An 18,395-nucleotide genomic window follows, 5' to 3' on the forward strand; every position below is an offset into this window, starting at 1 on the left:
GTCATGCGAATTTCCACCTTGCAAGCGTTCAACAATGGCGTCTCGGGGCTGCAGCGCAACTATGCCAATGTGACCCGTACGCAGGAGCAGATCAGTACCGGTGACCGCATCTTGACTCCGGCGGATGACCCGGTCGCGTCGGTACGCCTGTTGCAGCTCGATCAGCAGCAGAGTGTGCTCGATCAGTACAACTCGAACCTGACTGCGGCGAAGAACAGCCTGACCCAGGAAGAGGTCACGCTCAATTCGGTCAATACCGTGTTGCAACGGGTGCGTGAACTCGCCGTGCAGGCTGGCAACGGCGCGCTCGATCCGGAGGATCGCAAGTCGATTGCGTCCGAGCTGCGCGAGCGCGAGGACGAGCTGCTTTCCTTGATGAATACGCGCAATGCCCGCGGGGAATATCTGTTCTCCGGTTTCCAGGGCAAGACTCAGCCATTCGTGCGCACCGGCGATGGCAGCTATCGCTACGACGGTGACGAGGGGCAGCGCAAGCTGCAGATCGCCAGCTCGTTGAGTGTGCCCATCAGCGATAACGGGAAGTCGATATTCGAGAATGTAACCAATGCCGCTCGCGTTACGGCCGTCACGGCGACTGGTGACGGGTCGCCTTCGGCGCTTGCCATTTCCGCGCCTCTGGTGAGTGACGAAGTGGCATTCGCTGGGCTTGGCGACATCAGCATCACCTTCAGCGCCAGCCCGAACGAGCGCAGTTACACCGTGACCGATGCGAACGGCAATACCTTGGGCTCGGGTAGCCTAGATGATGATCCCGATCAGGAGGACAAGCTGGTCTTTGGTGGCGTCACCCTGTTCGTGAACGGTAATCCCTCCGCCTCGGGCGAAACCATCACACTCAGCCAGACCGGCAACCAGAAACAGGGGATTCTCGACACCATCGCGGGCTTGCGGCAAGCGCTGGAGACCACTGGCACAGCCAACGAGGACGTGCGCGACGCCGTTGGTGCGGCGCTGACCAACCTCGACCATGGCATGGTCAGTGTCGACGCGGCGCGCGGCAACATCGGCGCGCGCTTGAATGTGATCGAGTCGACGCTGACCGACAACGAAGATGTGGCGCTGGTCAACAAGGCGGTTCAGGCGGAACTGCGTGAACTCGACTACCCCGAGGCGCTGTCGCGCCTGTCGATGCAAAGCGTTGTGCTGCAGGCTGCCCAGCAGAGCTATGTAAAAATCAGTGGGCTGAGCCTGTTCAACGTGATGCGCTGAGGTATGAAGCGTTTCGCAAAAATGCCCGGGCAGGTTTGACACCCGACAAACGCTGTCCGAAGCTGCGGCGGCTACGGAGCAGGATGTCCCGTAGCCTCATCGTTCAGATCATAAGGACATGACTTCATGAAAATGACGCTTCTGCGTTCCATGCTTTTGGCAACCGCGCTTTGCGGTGTCTCCGCAATCAGTCACGCGGCTCCCAATCAGGCCGATGGCGCACCATCTGCTCCTAGCGCTGCCGCTGTGCAGGCAATGGTCAACCTGAACACGGCAGATGCCGAGACCCTTGGCCGCGAACTTACTGGCATTGGCGCGACCAAGGCCCAGGCTATCGTCGCTTATCGCCAAGCCCATGGCCCGTTCCAGTCAGTGGACGAGCTGCTTGAGGTCAAAGGCATCGGAGCGGCCACGCTGGAAAAAAACCGCAGCAAGCTCCATCTGTGAAGGAAAGGCGGACCCGTTGGTCCGCCTGTCTCTCGAACCCTCGCTCTGTCGTCAGGTCCGAACTGAAGTCGTTTCGACATCAGGCGGGCCTGGTTATGCACATTTCGCCACACTCCGAACGATCCAGCGCAATGATTCTGAGGAATGCTGATAGGCATAGCTAACTGCTTGTTTTTAAAGCAGTTGAAGTGTTGATCAAAAATGCGCCGTTCTGTTGTTGGGCCTTGGCAGTACTGACTTGCCGGCATCGATCCAGGCTATTTCCACAGAGTTGTCCACAGCTTCGGTGGATAACCGAATCCCACGGAGTTGCCGACATGAAAATGCCCCTGAAATTGCTGCCGTACCTGCCAATAGCGCGCCGACTCCTGGCCGGTGGACGGCTGCCCGGCTTGCTTGTAGCTGTCGCTCGCAAGGGTGGCTCCCGCGGCGTGATGAGCAGGCTCAGGGAACAGCTGGCCTTGCTCAGGCAACTCTGCTTGGCATGGTGGAAAGGTGAATACCGGGCGGTCAGCGCCCAGGCAATGGTGTCGATCGTGGCAGCCTTGCTTTATTTCCTGTCGCCGCTGGATGCGTTGCCCGACTGGATACCCGGCTTAGGCTTCATTGACGACGTTGCGGTGCTGAGCTGGGTGTTCCGAAAGTGGTCCGCCGAGCTGGCGGCGTTTCGCATCTGGCGTGACTCGATGTCTGCCTCAGAGCGGGCCGCGCTCGATCAGTTGCCTGCATCTGCGCAGGCTTCGTCCAAAGGCTGATGCGCTTGGCATTCGCAGGCTGAACCCCGTCCAGGCTTGGGGCGAATTCGTGACTCAGCGATGCGTATCCGGTTAACGCTGATAAGATCACGCCACAGCTTTGGTAAGGATGCGACGATGAATGTGCAGGTGATTACCCGCGATGGCGTACCGGAGTATGCGGTCATTCCTTGGGATGAATACCAGGCCTTGCTGGTCGCGGCAGGGCGCGAACCCGCCGCGGAGCAGGCAGCTGCTCCGGCACGGATGGAGCGCCCTTCGCTCTCGCGACTGGCTGAGCTGCGCGAGACAGCTGACCTGGACACCGATAGCCTGGCTCGTTCGATTGGCATCAGTCCGGCCTATATGACATTGATCGAGCGTGGAGAGCGCTTGCCCGATGCGGCCATTCGGCGAGCGCTTGCGCGCGTGTTGGGGGTCGATGGCTGGGAGGAGGACGATTGACCGGCAGATCCGTACGCATTAGTCGTACGCATTGGGAGGCCTTGCTGGCGGAGTTGGCCGATGCCCAGCGGCAGCGTCATCTGGTCACCTACCGTGCGTTGCTCGAGCGTCTGCAACTGCCGGCACCGGCCATGCAGACGCTGGCCGCAGCGCTGGAGCACCTGGCGATGTTGGATGCGAATGCCGAACGACCGCTACGCAGTGCTCTGGTGATCAGCCAGGGGGCTAGCCGTTTGCCGCGCCCGGGTTTCTTCGAATGCGTTGCACGCCTGGGGCGGTTCACTGGTGCGGCCGACGGTACCGCCGCGGCCAGTTGGCATGCTGGAGAGGTCGCCAGGGTGTTTGAATACGATTATTCAAGGACAGCTTGATGCTCAGGAAAATACAGGCCCGGACCGGTTATCTCGTGGCGCGCCGTCTGATGGCGTGGCGAGCAGCGGTCGAGCACGCAAAACTGTGGCGCTGGATGGAAGGTCAGTTTGCGCGCATGGCAGCCTTGGGCGACCGCGATGCGCAAAGCTTCTACGGGCATATGCTCTACTTCCGCGGCCGGGGTTTTGGTGCCAAGCAGGAAGGGGTGCGCTTGCTGCGCCAGGCGGCCCAGGCAGGCGATGCCAAGGCGGCCTACCAGATGGGGGTGATCAGCCTGGGCGAGTACGCCAGTCACGGCCCCGATGGGGTGGAGGCCGCTCGCTGGTGGAGCCAGGCGGTGGAGGGTGGGCATCCGCTTGCGGCGATTCGCCTGGAGCAGCTATATCGCGCCGGAGGGCACGGGCTACCAGCCGATCCTACCTTGGCTGATCGCTACAAGCTCGCTGCACAAAAAATGGGTGCCTGAGCCTCGCTCGGAACGTCGATAACATGCAGGCTGAAGCCAGCTTGCTGCTTCGCGAGTCGTTTGGCTTCCGATGCGAGGCCGGCCAGTGCGCTAGCCTCCGTTTGCTCGGCGTGCTCACCCCGCAACCGTACCGCCCCGACAGACAGCGATAGCAGCGCGAAGCATTCGGCCTGGCCGTTGCGATTTTCGGCAACGAAACAGCCTTCGGCCAAGTGTTCGCTGCGATAGAAGCGTCGGCAGCGTGCTTCGAAGCGGTTGAACAGCTGGCGGACGCGCGTCTCCCAGTCGGTAAAGCCCAACACCAGCATGAAATCGTCCCCGCCGATATGACCGAGGAAATCTCGCCTCGGATCCAGACCGTCACTCAGGCATTCAGCCAGACACAGCAGCAACTCGTCGCCCTTTGCATAGCCATAAAGGTCGTTGAATGGCTTGAAATTATCGATATCCACATAGCAGATGACCGCATCCTGCCGTTGTTGCAGCAGGCGCGACAGGGCTTGGCGGATAGGGACATTGCCAGGCAGCAGGGTCAGCGGATTGGCGTGGCGGGCCTGTTGGATCTTCATCTCGGTGATCAGTTTGAGAACATCGATGACACGTCCGAGACCTAGATAGCCGCCGTCGACGGTGATCACGAAGTCCTCGTCGACGCGTTGACGGGCGCGGCTCGTGAGAAGGCGGCTGACCTGATGCAGCGAACGGTTGACGTCCACGATGAGCAGGTCGTTGCTCATCAGCCGGCTGACTGGCTTGCGAGCCAGCAGATCGGTTGCGAACGGTTTGAGCAGGGCTTCCGAAATGAGGCTGCGATGGACGATGCCCACCGGACGTCCGGTGCCATCCAAGACCGCAATGCTGTTGAGGCTGGCCTGCTGGCGGAAGATGTCGAGCAGTTCGGCGATGGGGCGTTCTGCGCCGATGGCAGGCTGGCGAATCAGCAGAGCGGCCAGTGTGGCACCATCGTCTTCGAGGGCGTCGGGGTGAGCGGATGGCAAGTGGGCCGGTTCGCGCAGTGGCTGCTCCTGAGGGCGGCCGAGCAGGTAGCCCTGCACGAGATCGATACCCATGTCGGCGAGCACCCGCAGCTCGTCTTCCAGCTCGATGCCTTCGGCGATCACTTTGCTTCGGGAGGCTTCGGCGATTTTCAGGATCGAGTCGACGAATTCTCGCTTGACCCGGTCCTGGTGAATGCCGTCGATGAAGTAGCGGTCGATCTTCACGTAGTCAGGGCGCAATTCCGACCACATCCGCAGGCTCGAGTAACCTGCACCCAGATCGTCCAGAGCGATCGAGAAGCCCATTGTGCGGTAATGACGCAGGGCCGCGTCGAGCAGCTCGAAGTCTTCGGTGGGCGATTGCTCGGTCAGCTCGATCACCACGCGCTCCGGCTCTATGCCGTACTGGCCAAGCAGCTCCAGTGTCCTGCCAGGCTTGTGGTTCGGGTCTAACAGCGTTTCCGGCGAGGCGTTGAGAAACAGCTTTCCGTGCAGGTCGTGCGCGGTGAAACGACGGCAGGCACTCTGCCGGCAGGTCATTTCCAGATCATGCAGGCGCCCGGCGTGACGCGCGGTAGCGAGAAGATTGATGGGCGAGTGCAGAGGGCTGTCGGAGGGGCCGCGGCTCAATGCTTCGTAGCCCAGAATGCGTTGGCTGGAAAGCGAGACGATCGGCTGGAACAGCGTCGTGATGGTGCCTTGTGTGAGGATGCGTTCCAGCGTGCCCAACTGCTCGGTGACGGTCATGGAAATCTCGAAGACAAAGAAAAGGGCCACCGTGGTGGCCCTCGTATTTCAAGCTTCGACTATTGCAGTTTCATGACGGTGCTGGCGTTGTGCCTTTATGTCGCGCACCTTCAATGCTTGGCCATCGCCGAGGCGAGGCCGAGATAGTCGATGAGGATACGGCCGCTTTCTGCCAGATACGCGTCCTTTTCTGGCTCGACACGTTCCGTGTCGGCGTGCGCAGCCGCTTCTTCCTCATCGGTTTCCAGCTTGGCTAGCGGCGCCTCGCCCTTCGCCTGACGCAGGGCATTCTCCAGTGCAAGCTGGCGGCGTTCGACTTCGGCCTGCTGGGCACGCCGCTTCTGCTCGTTGAGGCTGACACTCGTCTCGTTCATCAGCTCCTGGGTCAGCGCCAGGCGGTCGCGGGTGAAGACGAAATCAGGGTCGGCCTGTGTACGGGCGTCATGCCGCGCCTTGAGTTCGGTAAGGAAGGGTTTGAACGGGTTCATTTCAGGATTGATCGCGGCGCGAATGCTATCCCATGGCAGCGCTTCGGGTAGCGAGCTTTCGCCGATCTCCTTGGTGTCGACATCGGCCGGATAGCTGATGTCCGGAATCACGCCCTGATGCTGGGTGCTCTGCCCGGATACCCGGTAGAACTTGGCCAGCGTGAGCTTGAGCTCGCCGTGGTTGAGCGGTTGAATCGTCTGCACGGTGCCCTTGCCAAAAGTCTGGCCACCCAGGATCAATGCGCGGTGGTAATCCTGCATGGCGCCAGCGAAAATCTCCGACGCTGAAGCGGACAGGCGATTGACCAGTACCGCCATCGGCCCTTTGTAATAGGCGCCCTCAATGTCATCGGCGAGTACGTCCACGCGGCCGTCGGCGTTGCGTACCAGTACCGTCGGTCCCTTGTCGATAAACAGTCCGGTCAGCTCGGTGGCTTCCTGCAGCGAGCCGCCACCGTTGTTGCGCAGGTCGATGATGACGCCGTCGACCTTTTCCTTTTCCAGCTCGCTGAGCAGCTTCTTCACGTCGCGGGTGGTGCTTTTGTAGTTCTGGTCGCCAGCGCGCAAGGCCTTGAAGTCCAGATAGAACGCCGGAACCTCGATCACACCGAGTTTGAAAGCCTGCCCTTCGTGCTCGAGATTGAGCACCGATTTCTTTGCGGCCTGTTCCTCGAGCTTAACCGCTTCACGGGTGATGGCTACGATCTTGCTCGTCTGGTCGCTGGGCGCGTTGCTCGCCGGGATCACCTCCAGGCGCACCACCGAGCCCTTGGGTCCGCGGATCAGCTTGACCACTTCGTCCAGCCGCCAGCCGATGACGTCGACCATTTCCTCGTCACCTTGGGCGACGCCAACGATCTTGTCCGCCGGTGCCAGCTGCTTGCTCTTCTCGGCAGGGCCGGCCGGGACCAGGCGCACCACCTTCACATATTCGCTGTCGCTCTGCAGTACCGCGCCGATGCCTTCCAGCGACAGGCTCATGTTGATGTCGAAATTCTCCGCATTGTCCGGCGACAGGTATTGCGTATGCGGGTCGTACGATTGCGCGAAGGCATTGATATAGGTCTGGAAGACGTCCTCGCTACGCGTCTGCGAGAGGCGCGCGAGCTGATTGCGGTAGCGCTTGGTCAGCAGCTCCTGGATGTCCTTAGGCTCCTTGCCGGCGATCTTCAGACGTAGAACCTCATCCTTGACGCGCTTGCGCCAGAGGTCGTCGAGTTCTTTCGTGTCCTTCGCCCATGCCGCTTTTTCTCGATCCACCAGCAGGCTTTCGTCCTGAGTGAAATCGAAGCTGTCGACCCCCTTGTCCAGCAGGCTCAGCGCATAGTCCAGACGGCTCTGCAGGCGCTCGAGATGGCGCTTGTAGATGGTAAAGCCCGGCTCGAGATTACCGCTCTTGAGCAGATCGTCGAAGCGATCGCGCCATTGGCGGAACTCGTTCAGATCGGAGGCCAGGAAATAGCTGCGTGACGGATCGAGCATCTCGATGTAGCTGTCGAAAATCTTCTCGGAACGTGCGTCGTTCAGCGGAGGCTTGTTGTAGTGGTGACGCTTGAGCAGCTCGACGATGTTCAGACTGGCGATGACCTGATCACGATCGGGTTGCAGGTAGTCCCACTGCTGGCTGGCGTCGCTCGGCTTGGCCAGCGCCGCGGCGGCCTGGAGGCTGAACAGCAGGGCGGAAAGGGTGCAGAGCAACGTGCGTTTCATGGTATGGGGGCGACGTGAGGCTGAGGAATAACGCATATTAGGCCATCTGAGAGTAAGGCGCCGTGACGCATCCGTCCGGCGGTAGAAGACCCGGGCCCGATGGTTACAGGTGGTGCAATCAGCCAGCAGTAGCGTTGGGGCGGGACGTGGCAAGACTCACTATGGAGGCAGCATGAAGGCATTGCAAGGTATCGAGGGTGAACTGGAGTGGGTGCAGCGGCCGGCCCCGGCATGTGCCGAGGGGCAGGTACGTATCCGGGTGGCGGCCTCCGGCCTCAATCGGGCGGATCTGCTGCAGCGCGCCGGGCACTACCCGCCGCCGGCCGGTGTTACCGATATCCTTGGCCTGGAATGTGCCGGTGTCATCAGTGAGGTTGGTGCAGGAAGTCATTGGAAGATCGGCGATCGCGTATGCACGTTGCTGGCCGGTGGTGGCATGGCCGAGGAGGTGGTCGTCGATGCGCGACACGTGCTGCCTGTACCGCAAGGGCTGTCGCTGCACGAGGCAGCCGTGATTCCGGAGGTCTATGCGACCGCCTGGCTTAACCTGTTCCGCCTTGGCGCGCTGCAACCGGGCGAAAAGGTGCTGCTGCACGCCGGAGCCAGTGGCGTTGGTTCAGCGGCAATCCAACTGTGCAAGGCGCTTGGCAATCCCTGCTGGGTCAGCGTCGGGTCGGCCGAGCGGCTGGCCTACTGCGAGTCGCTGGGTGCCGAGGGTGGCGTGCTGCGTGGCGAGGACCTGGAGGCGCTGCGCGACTTTGCTCCCTTCGACATGATTCTCGACCCGGTCGGGGCCAAGTACGCGCAAATGAACCTGCAACTGCTTGGGATGGATGGTCGCTGGGTGATCATCGGGCTGATGGGCGGGCGCAAAGCCGAGCTGGACCTGGCTGGCTTGCTCGCCAAGCGTATCCAGCTGATCGGCTCCACGCTGCGCAGTCGTGATGCCGACTACAAGGCCGGCCTGCTCGCGGAAATGCACGAGCGCGTCTGGCCACTGTTCGCCAGTGGGCAGCTCTCTTCGCGCCTGGAGCGCTCGTTTCCGATCAGCGATGCGCAGGGCGCTTTCGAAGCGCTGGCGAGCAACACCGTCTCGGGCAAGGTCGTGCTGGTGATCGACGAATCGCTGGAATGATCACAAGGCGCCGGCCTTCTCTGCCGGCGCCCATTTCGCTACGGCAGTTCGCTGCTGCGATAGAAAGCGGTGAGCACCTTGACCAGATGGGCCAGGTCCTGGCTGCCGGCCAGTTCCCGGATCGAATGCATGGCGAAGGTCGGCAGGCCGATATCCACCGTGCGCACTCCGAGCTGGCTGGCGGTGATCGGGCCGATGGTCGAGCCGCAGCCCAGATCGCTGCGGGTCACGAAGCTCTGAACCGGCACCTCGTTTTCCAGACACAGATGGCGGAAGAACCCGGCCGTCTCGCTGTTGGTGGCGTAACGCTGGTTGTTGTTGACCTTGATTACCGGCCCCGCGTTGAGTTTCGGCCCGTGATTGCCGTCGTGCTTGTCGGCGTAGTTGGGGTGTACGGCGTGTGCGTTGTCGGCCGAGATGAGCAGTGAGCGACTGATGCAACGGCTGAAGGCATCCGGCTCCGGGACGATCCGGCGCAAGACCTGTTCGAGGAAGGGGCCGTCGGCGCCACAATGCGAGCTTGAACCGACTTCCTCGTGGTCGGTGCAGACCAGTACGCAGCTCTGTTCCGGGCCGCTGGCCAGCAGGGCCTGCAGACCGGCGAAGCAGGAGAGCAGGTTGTCCAGGCGCGCTCCCGTGATGAAGTCGCGGTTCAGGCCAATCACGGCGGCCGGCTGGGTGTCGTAGAAGCTCAGCTCGTAATCGAGGACCACATCGGCCACCAGGCCGTGCTCGCGGCCCAGTTGTTCGGCCAGCAGGGCGCGGAAGTCCGGTGTTTCCTGGCTATAGACTTGCGCCAGGATCGGCGGCAGCTCATTCTGCGGATTGATCGCCCAGCCCTGATTCGCTTCGCGATTGAGGTGGATCGCCAGGTTCGGGATCACGGCGATCGGCTGGCGGAAGTCGATCAGCTGACTTTCGATGCGTCCGTCACGGCTGTAGGTCACGCGACCGGCCAGCGAAAGGTCGCGATCGAACCAGGGCGCCAGCAGGGCGCCTCCATAAACCTCCACGCCGAGCTGCCAGAAGCCGTTGCGCTGCAGGTCGGGTTGAGGCTTGACCCGTAGACAGGGGCTGTCGGTGTGCGCTCCGACCAGACGCAGGCCGCCTTCGAGCAGTGTGCGGCTGCCGATCTGGAAGGCCACCAGCGACGAGTCGTTGCGCGTGACGTAGTAGCGCCCGCCGGGTTCGAGCTGCCAGGCATCGCGTTCGTCGAGGCGCTGGTAGCCTGCCGCCTGCAGGCGGTTGGCGAGGCTCGCGGTGGCATGGAAGGGGGTAGGGGACGCCCGCAGGAATTCGATCAGGCCCTGGTTGAAGGTGTCGTGCATGGTGGACTCCGGACTGCAATGCGCCGGAGTCTACCGTATCGGCCTGGATCGGCCGAGGTGTGCGTTCAGAACGGTGCCGGGCTCTCGAAGCGCAGGCGCTCGCCGCTGTGCGGATGGCTCAGGCAGAGCAGACTGGCGTGCAGGCACAAGCGGTCATGGGCGAGGAGAGCCGCTTCGTGGGCATAGAGTCGGTCGCCGAGCAGCGGGTGGCCGATCGACAGCATGTGTACGCGCAGCTGGTGCGAACGTCCGGTGATCGGTGTCAGCTCGACGCGGCTGTAGTGGCCGCAGCGCTGGAGCACGCGCCAGAACGTCAGGGCATGCTTGCCCAGTTCGTGGTCGACCACATGTCGCGGCTTGGTCGGCGGGTCGTAGCGCAGTGGGAGGTCGATGCTGCCGCTGTCGGCGCTGGGCTCGCCCCAGCAAAGGGCGGTGTAGGCCTTCTCCGTCTCGCGATCATGGAACTGCCGGGACAGCTCGCGATGGCTGTCCGCGTCACGCGCCAGGACGATCAGGCCGGAGGTCTCCCAATCCAGGCGGTGCACGATGCGCGCCTCGGGGTAGCCGTTTTCCTGCAGGCGGGTGACCAGGCAATCGCGGTTGTCCTCGGCGCGACCAGGCACCGAGAGCAGCAGGGTGGGCTTGTTGATCACCAGCAGGGCGGCGTCCTGATGGATGATCTCGATATTGCTCAGCGGCATGGAATTTCCACAAACGAATACGGCGACCCGTGGGCCGCCGTTTTTTATTGCCGGTGTTCAGAGCCTGTCCACGATTTCGCGGGCTAGACACCTGCGGGGCAAAAACAGGCGAGGATGCGGAGTCTACTAAAGTAAATGAGCATTCCGAGCCTGTTTCTAACGCAGCAGGGCCAGATCGCGGATGGGCTCTCAGCGATCGGGCAGGGTGATGTTCAGTTCTAGGATCGAGCAACTGCCTTGGTCTTCGAGCGCTACCTGTACCTGATCGCTGTCGATGTTCACGTACTTGCGAATCACCTCGACCAGCTCCTTCTGCAGGGCCGGCAGATAATCGGGCTGGGTGCGCTGGCCACGTTCATGAGCGACGATGATCTGCAGGCGCTCTTTCGCGATCGCGGCTGGCGTTTCCTTCTTCTTGCGTTCACGAAAGAAGTCGAAGAGGTTCATTCTCGGCCTCCGAACAGTCGTTGCAGAAAGCCCGGCTTCTTCATGTCGAGGAAACGGTGCGGGACTTCCTTGCCGAGCAGGCGGTCGACAGCATCGCTGTAGGCCTGGCCGGCATCGCTCTGATCGTCGAGGATGACCGGGATGCCCTGGTTGGAGGCCTTGAGCACGGCCTGGGATTCGGGGATCACGCCGAGCAGGCGGATCGACAGGATTTCCTCGACATCCTCGACACCGAGCATCTCGCCCTTGTGCACGCGCTCGGGGTTGTAGCGGGTCAACAGCAGGTGTTCGCGGATCGGCTCCTGGCCGTTTTCCGCACGGCGCGACTTGCTGGCCAGCAGGCCCAGCATGCGGTCGGAGTCACGCACCGAGGAGACTTCCGGGTTGGTCACCACGATGGCTTCGTCGGCGAAGTACATGGCCAGGTGTGCACCTTTTTCGATGCCGGCCGGCGAATCGCAGATCACGTATTCGAAGTTCTGGCTCAGCTCGTCGATGACCTTGCCCACGCCCTCGAGCGTCAGCGCGTCCTTGTCGCGAGTCTGGCTGGCGGCCAGCACGTAGAGGTTTTCCAGGCGCTTGTCCTTGATCAACGCCTGGCCGAGGGTCGCATCGCCATTGATGACATTGACGAAGTCGTACACCACGCGGCGCTCGCAGCCCATGATCAGGTCGAGGTTGCGCAGACCAACGTCGAAATCGACCACGACGGTCTTGTGGCCACGCAGAGCGAGGCCGGTACCGATGGCGGCACTGGTAGTGGTTTTACCAACGCCACCCTTGCCGGAAGTGACTACGAGGATCTTGGCCAAGGTGATTCACCCTAAATATGAATAGTCGGGCCCGCCTGCCGATCGGCGCGGGATAGCCCGGTTTTTGGTGCGGAAAATTCGCGGCAGTATCCGTTAAAGGCGGGTGATGTTCAACACGTCGCCAGCGAGCCCGATCTTCACGGCTTCGGCCCATAAAGGCTCGCGCCGCAGGTCTTCGGCGACCTTGTAATGGCCGGCGATCGAGACCAGTTCGGCGGCCAGTTGCTGGCAGAAGATCCGGGCGTTGGTGTCGCCCTTGATGCCGGCCAGGGCACGGCCGCGAAGCGGACCGTAGACATGGATGTTGCCATCGGCGAGAAGTTCCGCGCCGGGGCTGACCGGGGCAATCACGATCAGGTCGCCGCCCTGGGCATAGACCTGCTGGCCGCCACGGATGGGCGTGGTCACGACGCGGCTCGGGCGGTACTGGGGTTCGCTCGGCTTGGTGGGTGTCTTGCTGTCCAGGTCGAGCTTGCGCTCGCGTGCGCCGGACGGGGGCAGCACCGGAATGTCGAGCACACCCGCCGCCTGTATATAGGCGGCCTGACCGGTCCGCACCGCAAGGGTCAGCAGGCCGTGCTTGCGGCAGAGCGCAACGAGGGCCTGCAGATCCACCTCCAGGCCGCCCTCCGGCAGCTTGTCCAGACCGAGTACCAGCGGCGTGTTGTTGAAGAAGTCCGGTGCCTGTTCGACCTTGGCGGCAAGCTGCTGGTCGAGATTGTCCAGGTCGTTGCGCACCAGTTCGAGTACGGTGATGGCGAGCATGCTGCCCTTGAGCTGGAAAACGGGGGCTTGGGTATCAGGTTCGGCTTGGCTCATGGTCTGCCTGCTGCGGTAAATGGCGAGGACTTATAACGGGGCGCGCCGCCGCCTGCAAGCCGCCGGCCGGCTGGCGGACGGAACGCCATGCGTCGCGGGTCGGCCTGCACGTGGTTTGCCGCTAGAATGCGCGGTTTGTTCAGTTCGAGTGTGGTTATGGATCGTCCCCGTTTTCGCACCTATTTCCTGCACCCGCGGTTCTGGTTGCTCTGGCTCGGGCTTGGCCTGTTGTGGCTATTGGTGCAGTTGCCTTACGCGGCGTTGCTGCGCCTGGGGCGCGTGCTCGGAGCACTGATGTATCGAGTGGCCGGGTCTCGGCGCCGCATCGCCCGGCGCAACCTCGAGCTGTGCTTCCCGGCGCTGGATGAGGCCGCGCGTGAGCGCTTGCTCAAGGACAACTTCGCTTCCACCGGCATCGCCTTCTTCGAGATGGCCATGAGCTGGTGGTGGCCGCGCGCGCGTCTTCAGCGCCTGGCCCACATCGAGGGCCTCGAACACCTGCAGGCCGCCCAGGCCGAAGGACGCGGCGTCATCCTCATGGCGCTGCATTTCACCACGCTGGAGATCGGCGCGGCGCTGCTGGGCCAGCGGCATACCATCGACGGCATGTACCGCGAGCACAAGAATCCGCTGTTCGACTACATCCAGCGTCGTGGCCGTGAACGGCACAACCTCGATGCGTCGGCCATCGAACGCGAAGACGTGCGCGGCATGCTGAAGGTGCTGCGTGCCGGCCGTGCGATCTGGTATGCGCCGGACCAGGACTACGGCCGCAAGCAGAGCCTGTTCGTGCCGCTGTTCGGCATCCCCGCCGCGACGGTCACCGCCACGACCAAGTTCGCCAGGCTCGGCCGCGCGCTGGTGCTGCCCTTCACCCAGGAGCGCCTGGCCGATGGCTCCGGCTATCGCCTGGTGATCCACCCGCCGCTCGCGGATTTTCCGGGCGAGAGCGAGGAGGCCGACTGCCTGCGCATCAATCGTTGGGTCGAGCAGGTGGTAAGCGCAACGCCCGAGCAATACCTCTGGGCGCACCGCCGGTTCAAGACGCGCCCGGAAGGCGAGGCGAGCCTCTACCGCCGGGCCTGAGGTGTCACTCGGCGACTTGCAGCTCGCGGGCGCGGCTGTAGACGTAGCGAATCTGCTCGTATTCGAACGGTGAGTTCAGCTGGCCATAGCGAAAGCTGGTGGTGTAGCGCATGTCGACCAGGCGCAGTGCGGTGATACCGAACTCGCCGCCGCTGGCCTGCGCATAGCTGAGGTAGTCGACCTGCCGCTCGAGGGAGAAATCGACTGCCAGCCCGGTGGCATCGCGCAGGTTCGACGGGCCCAGTGCCGGCAGGATCAGATAGGGACCGCGCGGCAATCCCCAGTGACCGAGCGTCTGGCCGAAGTCCTCGGGTTGGCGGACCAGCCCCATGCGGCTGGCCGGATCCCAGAGACCGCCGACGCCGAGGATGGTATTGAACAGCAGCCGCGCGGTGGCGTTCATCGCCCGCTTGCCCTTGAGCTGCAGGAGGCTGTTGGCCAGCGTCGGCACTTCGCCGAGGTTGCTGAAGAAGTTGCTCACGCCGGTGCGTACGAAGCGCGGCGTGACGTACTGGTAGCCGCGCACCACCGGCAGCATCACCCACTGATCGAGCCGGTAGTTGAAGTGGTACATGCGCCGGTTGAAGGATTCGAACGGATCGTAGATCGCCAGCGCCTGGAAGGTGGCACGCTCGAATTCACGCTGATCCAGCCCCGGGTTGAAGCGCAGCTCACGCAGCGGGTGAGTGAAGCCGTCGTCGTCCACCGTGCGCGGTTCGGCGTGCAGGGCGCCACTCAACAGGGCTGCCAGCAGCAGCGATAGATACCTAGCCACGAATGAACTCCAGCATGTCTTTGGCATTGACTCGGTAACTGAGGTTGCCGCAGTGGCCGCCGCGCGGATACAGCATCAGCCGGTCGCCAAAGGTGCGGCGCAGAAACCCGATGTCGCCGGGGCCGAGAATGAGATCGTCGGCGTTGTGCATCACGGCGATCTTGCGGCTGCTGCGCAGATAGTCCTCGAGCGCGTAGAGACTGACCTGATCGATCAGTTGCGGCAGGCCGCCCCCGTCATATTGAGCGCGCCACATGGGAATCAGCTGCTCGGTGATGTAGCAGTCGAAGTTGCACTGCATCGCGCGGCGGAAGAACGGCTCCAGGCTGGTGCCTTCGTTGATCGGATAATCGGGCGGAGTGATCAGGCCGCGTCGATTGATCAGATCGGAGGTAAAGGTGATGTCGGCCGCTGAAAGGCGAAACACCGAGCCGATCAGCATTGCCATCTGCTCGTCGGTCATGCGCTGCGGCGACTGCTGGAGGTCGTAGAGCAGCGCATCGCTCAGGTCGATATAGCCCTTCTGATGGTAATAGCGGGTGAGCTTCTCGAAGATCATCTCGTAGAAGGTGGTGTTGTCGTCGACGCCCTTGACCCGGGTCTGGACAAGCTTGTCCAGGTTGCTGATCGAGGTATAGAGGTTGACCGGCGGGTTGATCAGCAGCACGCGCTTGAAATTGAAGCTCTGACGCGTTTCGTCGAGCTCGCTGACAAAGGCGGCGTTGAGCGCCCCGAGGCTATAGCCGACCAGGTAGAAGTCGGTCACCGGCAGGTCGTGCTGCTGGGCACGCACGGCCTGCATGACGCGATAGAGGTCCTTCGCATCGTCGCGGCTGAGCCCGGGCGTGGCGTAGCGCGAGGCCGCGGCCATGAAGTCATAGCTGGTCGGCGAGGAGAGCTGAACGACGTGGAAGCCGGCCCCGTAGAAGAGCCGCTTGAGCGCTTCGGTCTTGCTGGCCGAGTAGCGCGCGCCGGTTCCCGAGATCACGAAGATCAGCGGTGCCGGGCCGTCCTGGCGGGCCAGGCGGTAACCCAGGCGCTTGACCGGCCAGAAATTGTCCGGCAGGGAAAACTCGCGCTCCGGGCGCAGCCGCAGGCTGTAGTCACGCTGGTCGATGTCGTCGTCCAGCGGTACCGAGGCGCGCAGTTCGAGAGGGGTGCTGGCAATCGTTGCCTCGAACGGGTTGTCCAGCGGAAAGCCGTATTCTTCGGCGCTGATATCCGTCGCATGGGCTGGTAGCGCCAGCAAGGTCAGCAGGGGAATCAGGCGCAGCAGCTGCAGCATGGTCGGTCTCCGGCACGGCTCTTCAAATGGGCGAACCGTGAAGCCCCTAGTTCGACGAACGGAAGCGAACGCGCGATGGCTGATGATGTAAGACCAGCGCAGCGGCACTTTGTTAGCACGGCAGCGAGCATGCCGCAGCCTGCCGCGGCAAACCAGAACGCCTCGGCTTGCGCGCGACGTCGCGCCCGCTATGCTGTGCCGCCTCGCCGAGTGGAGCCCCGTGATGCGCCGCGTACCTGCCTTGCTGCCTGTTTCCCTGCTGCTGTGCCTGTGGCTCGCGGCGCTCTACTGGGCGCGCTTCGCCCTGATGGAGGATGCCACCTGGCTCGAGCGCTGTCTGGCCCAGCCTGAACAGCTCACCTGCCAGGCGCGCGCGGCGCTTGGGCTGATCGTCCATTGGCGCCTGCTCGCCTGGTTGGCATTGGCCGGTGCGCTGGTCGCCAGCCTCATTCGCCGGCCGCTGGGCAGCTGGCTGGCGGTGTTTTCGCTGTTCTGCGGTGTGGCTGCGCTGGTGCTCTACAGCGCGAGCCTGGCCGCCTTCGCTGTGGTACTGGCCGGCTTGCGACTGGTACGACGTCAGGCGGCCGCGGACGATTGTTGCGCCCCGGCGCGGTGACGATCCGCCGCCCGACGAATGCCGCGCCACAGCGCCACGACCAGCAGCGCGGCAGTCCCTGCCCAGGCCAGCGCCTGCTGGTTGTCCAGCCCTTCCTGCAACAGTTGCGGTGCGATGCCGGCGGCGATCAGGGCGGCCAGCAGGCTTAGCTCGCGGCGCGCGGCGACGGCTGGGCGCAGGGTGCAGACCAGTCCCGGCAGCAGCAGCGCGGTACTCGGGAAGCTCCGGTAGCGGGCGTCGAACACCAGCGCCAGCATGGTCACCGCGCCAGCGAAACCTGCGGCCAGAAGCAGCCAGCCGGCGCGTGCCTCGATCCAGGCGAAGGCATGCCCGCGCCAGCCCCGTCGGCTGCCGGCAGCGAGCGCGGCGTGCAGCAGCACCAGCAGATTCAGGACGATCAATGCGCCAGCCCAGGCCGCCTCGCCAAGCGTGCGGCTGGTTACCAGCGCCAGTTCGGCGAATGCCATCGTCAGGGAGGCGCCAAGTGCCGCGAGGATGGGCAGGCTGGCGGCTGCACGGCGGTCGCCCGGAATGCCGGCCGCCAGCAGGGCGAGCAACCAGAGCGCAGCCGCGCCGGCTAGCCACAGCGGCCAGTGCGGCAGGTTGCTGACCGGCCCGACGAGAATGTGCTTGTCCTGTCGGTCAGCGTCGTAGAGCCCCCAAAAGCCGCCGACGGCCCCTTCGCTGATGCGCTTCCATGGCTGGTCGAAGGCTTCGATCAGGTTGTATCGCCAGCCATTGGCTTCGGCCAGCTGCACGAAGCCGCGAACGAACAGCGCCTGGTTGATGCGGCTTGGCACGGCGGTCTCGCGCTGGCGACCTTCGCTCGGCCAGCCGGTCTCGCCGATGAGAATATCCTTTGGTGCGAAGGCATTGCCGAACGTCCGGCGAACCTCGGCGACCTGTCGCAGTGCGTCGTCGATGCCGGTCGGTTCATCTTCCCAATAGGGCAGCAGGTGGATGGTCAGGAAATCCACCGCCGGCGCCACCTCAGGGTGACGCAGCCAGAACTCCCAGACGTCGGCGTAGGTGACCGGGACCGCAACGGCGGCCTTGACCTCTTCGATCAGCGCGATCAGCTGGCCGGCGGTGACTTCCTTGCGCAGCAGTGCCTCGTTGCCGACGATCACGGCATCCACCAGATCGGCGTTGGCCTGCGTGGTGCGTATCAGTTGCTCGATCTCGCGGCGCGTGGCCTGTGGGTCACGGCTCACCCAGGCGCCCAGCAGCAGCCGCAGCCCGTGCTTGCGAGCCAGTTCGGGCACTGCCTCGAGCCCCTCCATCGAATAGGTTCGCACGCAGCTGAAGCGTTCGGCGAGCAGCGCCAGATCGGCGTCGATGCGCTCCGGGCGCAGCCGCAAGGGCTGGTCGAAGGGGGACTGATCCTTATCGAACGGACTGTAGGACGCGCACTGCAGCTTGCCGGCCCGGGTCAGATCCGGCAGCGGTACGGCTCGGCCCTGCTGGTACCAGAACAGCGCCATGGCGGACAGCGCCAGGACACTGGCAAGCAACAACGGCAGGAGTGGGCGACGGGCGGAAGCGTGCATTGCGAAGGCTCGTTGAGCGGGGCGCGCATCTTAGCCGAGCCTCAAACGGGCAGACAGGGGAGGGCGTTATCTCGATGGCGCCAGCGAGGCGCTTGAGTCCGTGACCCATGTCACGCCGTGGTTATCGGGCCGCATCTGCCATGCCGGTGCCGATGTATGGCCCGCTTCGTCACTTTTTCATGCA

Annotated in this window: 19 protein-coding genes; 9 read left to right on the forward strand and 10 right to left on the reverse strand. The window is 63.4% G+C overall.

The annotated features are described in order from the left end of the window. Positions 1 to 3 precede the first annotated feature (3 nt). The 6 genes from flgL to CL52_RS06795 all read left to right on the forward strand — a co-directional run bounded on the left by flgL (position 4) and on the right by CL52_RS06795 (position 3,714). Positions 4 to 1,230 (forward strand): flagellar hook-associated protein FlgL, encoded by a 1,227-nt coding sequence (gene flgL / locus CL52_RS06770; protein WP_043219262.1) that lies wholly within the window; start codon positions 4 to 6, stop codon positions 1,228 to 1,230. A 150-nt stretch (positions 1,231 to 1,380) separates the two neighbouring features. Further along, a complete protein-coding gene (locus tag CL52_RS06775) occupies positions 1,381 to 1,677 on the forward strand; it encodes a ComEA family DNA-binding protein (RefSeq protein ID WP_235366412.1) in 297 nt (98 codons plus the stop codon). A gap of 317 nt (positions 1,678 to 1,994) precedes the next feature. Then, positions 1,995 to 2,432 carry a YkvA family protein gene (locus CL52_RS06780; protein WP_041106237.1) on the forward strand — a complete coding sequence of 146 codons (438 nt, stop codon included), beginning with the start codon at positions 1,995 to 1,997 and terminating at the stop codon, positions 2,430 to 2,432. Between the two features lie 117 nt (positions 2,433 to 2,549). Further along, complete coding sequence (locus tag CL52_RS06785) at positions 2,550 to 2,876, forward strand: helix-turn-helix domain-containing protein (protein ID WP_041106235.1); 327 nt, start codon at positions 2,550 to 2,552, stop codon at positions 2,874 to 2,876. Then, complete coding sequence (locus CL52_RS06790; protein WP_043219269.1) at positions 2,873 to 3,247, forward strand: hypothetical protein; 375 nt, start codon at positions 2,873 to 2,875, stop codon at positions 3,245 to 3,247. Before CL52_RS06785 ends, CL52_RS06790 begins: the two co-directional genes overlap by 4 nt. After that, complete coding sequence (locus CL52_RS06795; protein WP_041106231.1) at positions 3,247 to 3,714, forward strand: SEL1-like repeat protein; 468 nt, start codon at positions 3,247 to 3,249, stop codon at positions 3,712 to 3,714. The genes CL52_RS06790 and CL52_RS06795 overlap by 1 nt, the downstream gene beginning before the upstream one ends. Here the strand turns inward: CL52_RS06795 and CL52_RS06800 are convergent. Both CL52_RS06800 and CL52_RS06805 read right to left on the reverse strand, forming a co-directional pair. Next, positions 3,681 to 5,459: a GGDEF domain-containing protein gene (locus tag CL52_RS06800; RefSeq protein ID WP_052264618.1), complete on the reverse strand. Its 1,779-nt coding sequence runs from the start codon at positions 5,457 to 5,459 to the stop codon at positions 3,681 to 3,683. The genes CL52_RS06795 and CL52_RS06800 overlap by 34 nt on opposite strands. A 110-nt stretch (positions 5,460 to 5,569) precedes the next feature. Next, the gene (locus CL52_RS06805) at positions 5,570 to 7,657 is read right to left on the reverse strand and encodes a carboxy terminal-processing peptidase (protein ID WP_043219272.1); all 2,088 of its coding nucleotides are present in this window, start codon (positions 7,655 to 7,657) and stop codon (positions 5,570 to 5,572) included. Positions 7,658 to 7,829: 172 nt separating this feature from the next. Between CL52_RS06805 and CL52_RS06810 the strand changes: the two genes are divergently transcribed. Further along, positions 7,830 to 8,792 (forward strand): NAD(P)H-quinone oxidoreductase, encoded by a 963-nt coding sequence (locus tag CL52_RS06810; protein ID WP_043219274.1) that lies wholly within the window; start codon positions 7,830 to 7,832, stop codon positions 8,790 to 8,792. Between the two features lie 38 nt (positions 8,793 to 8,830). Here the strand turns inward: CL52_RS06810 and CL52_RS06815 are convergent, their stop codons facing one another. From CL52_RS06815 to minC, 5 genes are all read right to left on the reverse strand, one after another. Continuing rightward, positions 8,831 to 10,120, reverse strand: a complete 1,290-nt coding sequence (locus CL52_RS06815; RefSeq protein ID WP_043219278.1) for a M18 family aminopeptidase — start codon at positions 10,118 to 10,120, stop codon at positions 8,831 to 8,833. A gap of 65 nt (positions 10,121 to 10,185) precedes the next feature. After that, complete coding sequence (locus CL52_RS06820) at positions 10,186 to 10,821, reverse strand: RluA family pseudouridine synthase (RefSeq protein WP_041106224.1); 636 nt, start codon at positions 10,819 to 10,821, stop codon at positions 10,186 to 10,188. Between the two features lie 189 nt (positions 10,822 to 11,010). Then, positions 11,011 to 11,268, reverse strand: a complete 258-nt coding sequence (gene minE, locus CL52_RS06825; RefSeq protein WP_041106222.1) for a cell division topological specificity factor MinE — start codon at positions 11,266 to 11,268, stop codon at positions 11,011 to 11,013. Next, complete coding sequence (gene minD / locus CL52_RS06830) at positions 11,265 to 12,080, reverse strand: septum site-determining protein MinD (RefSeq protein ID WP_041106220.1); 816 nt, start codon at positions 12,078 to 12,080, stop codon at positions 11,265 to 11,267. Before minD ends, minE begins: the two co-directional genes overlap by 4 nt. A gap of 93 nt (positions 12,081 to 12,173) precedes the next feature. After that, positions 12,174 to 12,899: a septum site-determining protein MinC gene (gene minC / locus CL52_RS06835; protein ID WP_043219281.1), complete on the reverse strand. Its 726-nt coding sequence runs from the start codon at positions 12,897 to 12,899 to the stop codon at positions 12,174 to 12,176. 156 nt (positions 12,900 to 13,055) lie between these two features. Between minC and CL52_RS06840 the strand changes: the two genes are divergently transcribed. Further along, entirely contained in the window at positions 13,056 to 13,985 is a 930-nt protein-coding gene (locus CL52_RS06840) for a lipid A biosynthesis lauroyl acyltransferase (protein WP_043219284.1), read from the forward strand. A 4-nt stretch (positions 13,986 to 13,989) separates the two neighbouring features. Here CL52_RS06840 and CL52_RS06845 read toward each other — a convergent pair whose 3' ends face one another. Together CL52_RS06845 and CL52_RS06850 are read right to left on the reverse strand one after the other, a co-directional pair. Beyond that, the gene (locus CL52_RS06845) at positions 13,990 to 14,760 is read right to left on the reverse strand and encodes an MlaA family lipoprotein (RefSeq protein ID WP_043219286.1); all 771 of its coding nucleotides are present in this window, start codon (positions 14,758 to 14,760) and stop codon (positions 13,990 to 13,992) included. Then, positions 14,753 to 16,045, reverse strand: coding sequence for an alpha/beta fold hydrolase family protein (locus CL52_RS06850; RefSeq protein WP_043219289.1), 1,293 nt, complete (start codon positions 16,043 to 16,045; stop codon positions 14,753 to 14,755). The genes CL52_RS06845 and CL52_RS06850 overlap by 8 nt, the downstream gene beginning before the upstream one ends. Positions 16,046 to 16,268: 223 nt before the next feature. Between CL52_RS06850 and CL52_RS06855 the strand changes: the two genes are divergently transcribed. Further along, a complete protein-coding gene (locus tag CL52_RS06855; protein WP_043219291.1) occupies positions 16,269 to 16,661 on the forward strand; it encodes a hypothetical protein in 393 nt (130 codons plus the stop codon). On the opposite strand, the gene CL52_RS06860 is transcribed toward CL52_RS06855, so the two are convergent. After that, positions 16,622 to 18,211 (reverse strand): glycoside hydrolase family 17 protein, encoded by a 1,590-nt coding sequence (locus CL52_RS06860; RefSeq protein WP_052264523.1) that lies wholly within the window; start codon positions 18,209 to 18,211, stop codon positions 16,622 to 16,624. The genes CL52_RS06855 and CL52_RS06860 overlap by 40 nt on opposite strands. Positions 18,212 to 18,395: the final 184 nt, after the last annotated feature.

This window comes from Stutzerimonas balearica DSM 6083, from assembly GCF_000818015.1.
Taxonomy (GTDB): Bacteria; Pseudomonadota; Gammaproteobacteria; order Pseudomonadales; family Pseudomonadaceae; genus Stutzerimonas; species Stutzerimonas balearica.

Coding starts and splice junctions, on each gene's coding strand:
- flgL (WP_043219262.1), top strand. CDS start 4: ATGCGAATTTCCACCTTGCAAGCGTTCAACAATGGCGTCTCGGGGCTG.
- CL52_RS06775 (WP_235366412.1), top strand. CDS start 1,381: ATGCTTTTGGCAACCGCGCTTTGCGGTGTCTCCGCAATCAGTCACGCG.
- CL52_RS06780 (WP_041106237.1), top strand. CDS start 1,995: ATGAAAATGCCCCTGAAATTGCTGCCGTACCTGCCAATAGCGCGCCGA.
- CL52_RS06785 (WP_041106235.1), top strand. CDS start 2,550: ATGAATGTGCAGGTGATTACCCGCGATGGCGTACCGGAGTATGCGGTC.
- CL52_RS06795 (WP_041106231.1), top strand. CDS start 3,247: ATGCTCAGGAAAATACAGGCCCGGACCGGTTATCTCGTGGCGCGCCGT.
- CL52_RS06800 (WP_052264618.1), bottom strand. CDS start 5,459: ATGACCGTCACCGAGCAGTTGGGCACGCTGGAACGCATCCTCACACAA.
- CL52_RS06805 (WP_043219272.1), bottom strand. CDS start 7,657: ATGAAACGCACGTTGCTCTGCACCCTTTCCGCCCTGCTGTTCAGCCTC.
- CL52_RS06810 (WP_043219274.1), top strand. CDS start 7,830: ATGAAGGCATTGCAAGGTATCGAGGGTGAACTGGAGTGGGTGCAGCGG.
- CL52_RS06815 (WP_043219278.1), bottom strand. CDS start 10,120: ATGCACGACACCTTCAACCAGGGCCTGATCGAATTCCTGCGGGCGTCC.
- CL52_RS06820 (WP_041106224.1), bottom strand. CDS start 10,821: ATGCCGCTGAGCAATATCGAGATCATCCATCAGGACGCCGCCCTGCTG.
- minE (WP_041106222.1), bottom strand. CDS start 11,268: ATGAACCTCTTCGACTTCTTTCGTGAACGCAAGAAGAAGGAAACGCCA.
- minC (WP_043219281.1), bottom strand. CDS start 12,899: ATGAGCCAAGCCGAACCTGATACCCAAGCCCCCGTTTTCCAGCTCAAG.
- CL52_RS06840 (WP_043219284.1), top strand. CDS start 13,056: ATGGATCGTCCCCGTTTTCGCACCTATTTCCTGCACCCGCGGTTCTGG.
- CL52_RS06850 (WP_043219289.1), bottom strand. CDS start 16,045: ATGCTGCAGCTGCTGCGCCTGATTCCCCTGCTGACCTTGCTGGCGCTA.
- CL52_RS06855 (WP_043219291.1), top strand. CDS start 16,269: ATGCGCCGCGTACCTGCCTTGCTGCCTGTTTCCCTGCTGCTGTGCCTG.
- CL52_RS06860 (WP_052264523.1), bottom strand. CDS start 18,211: ATGCACGCTTCCGCCCGTCGCCCACTCCTGCCGTTGTTGCTTGCCAGT.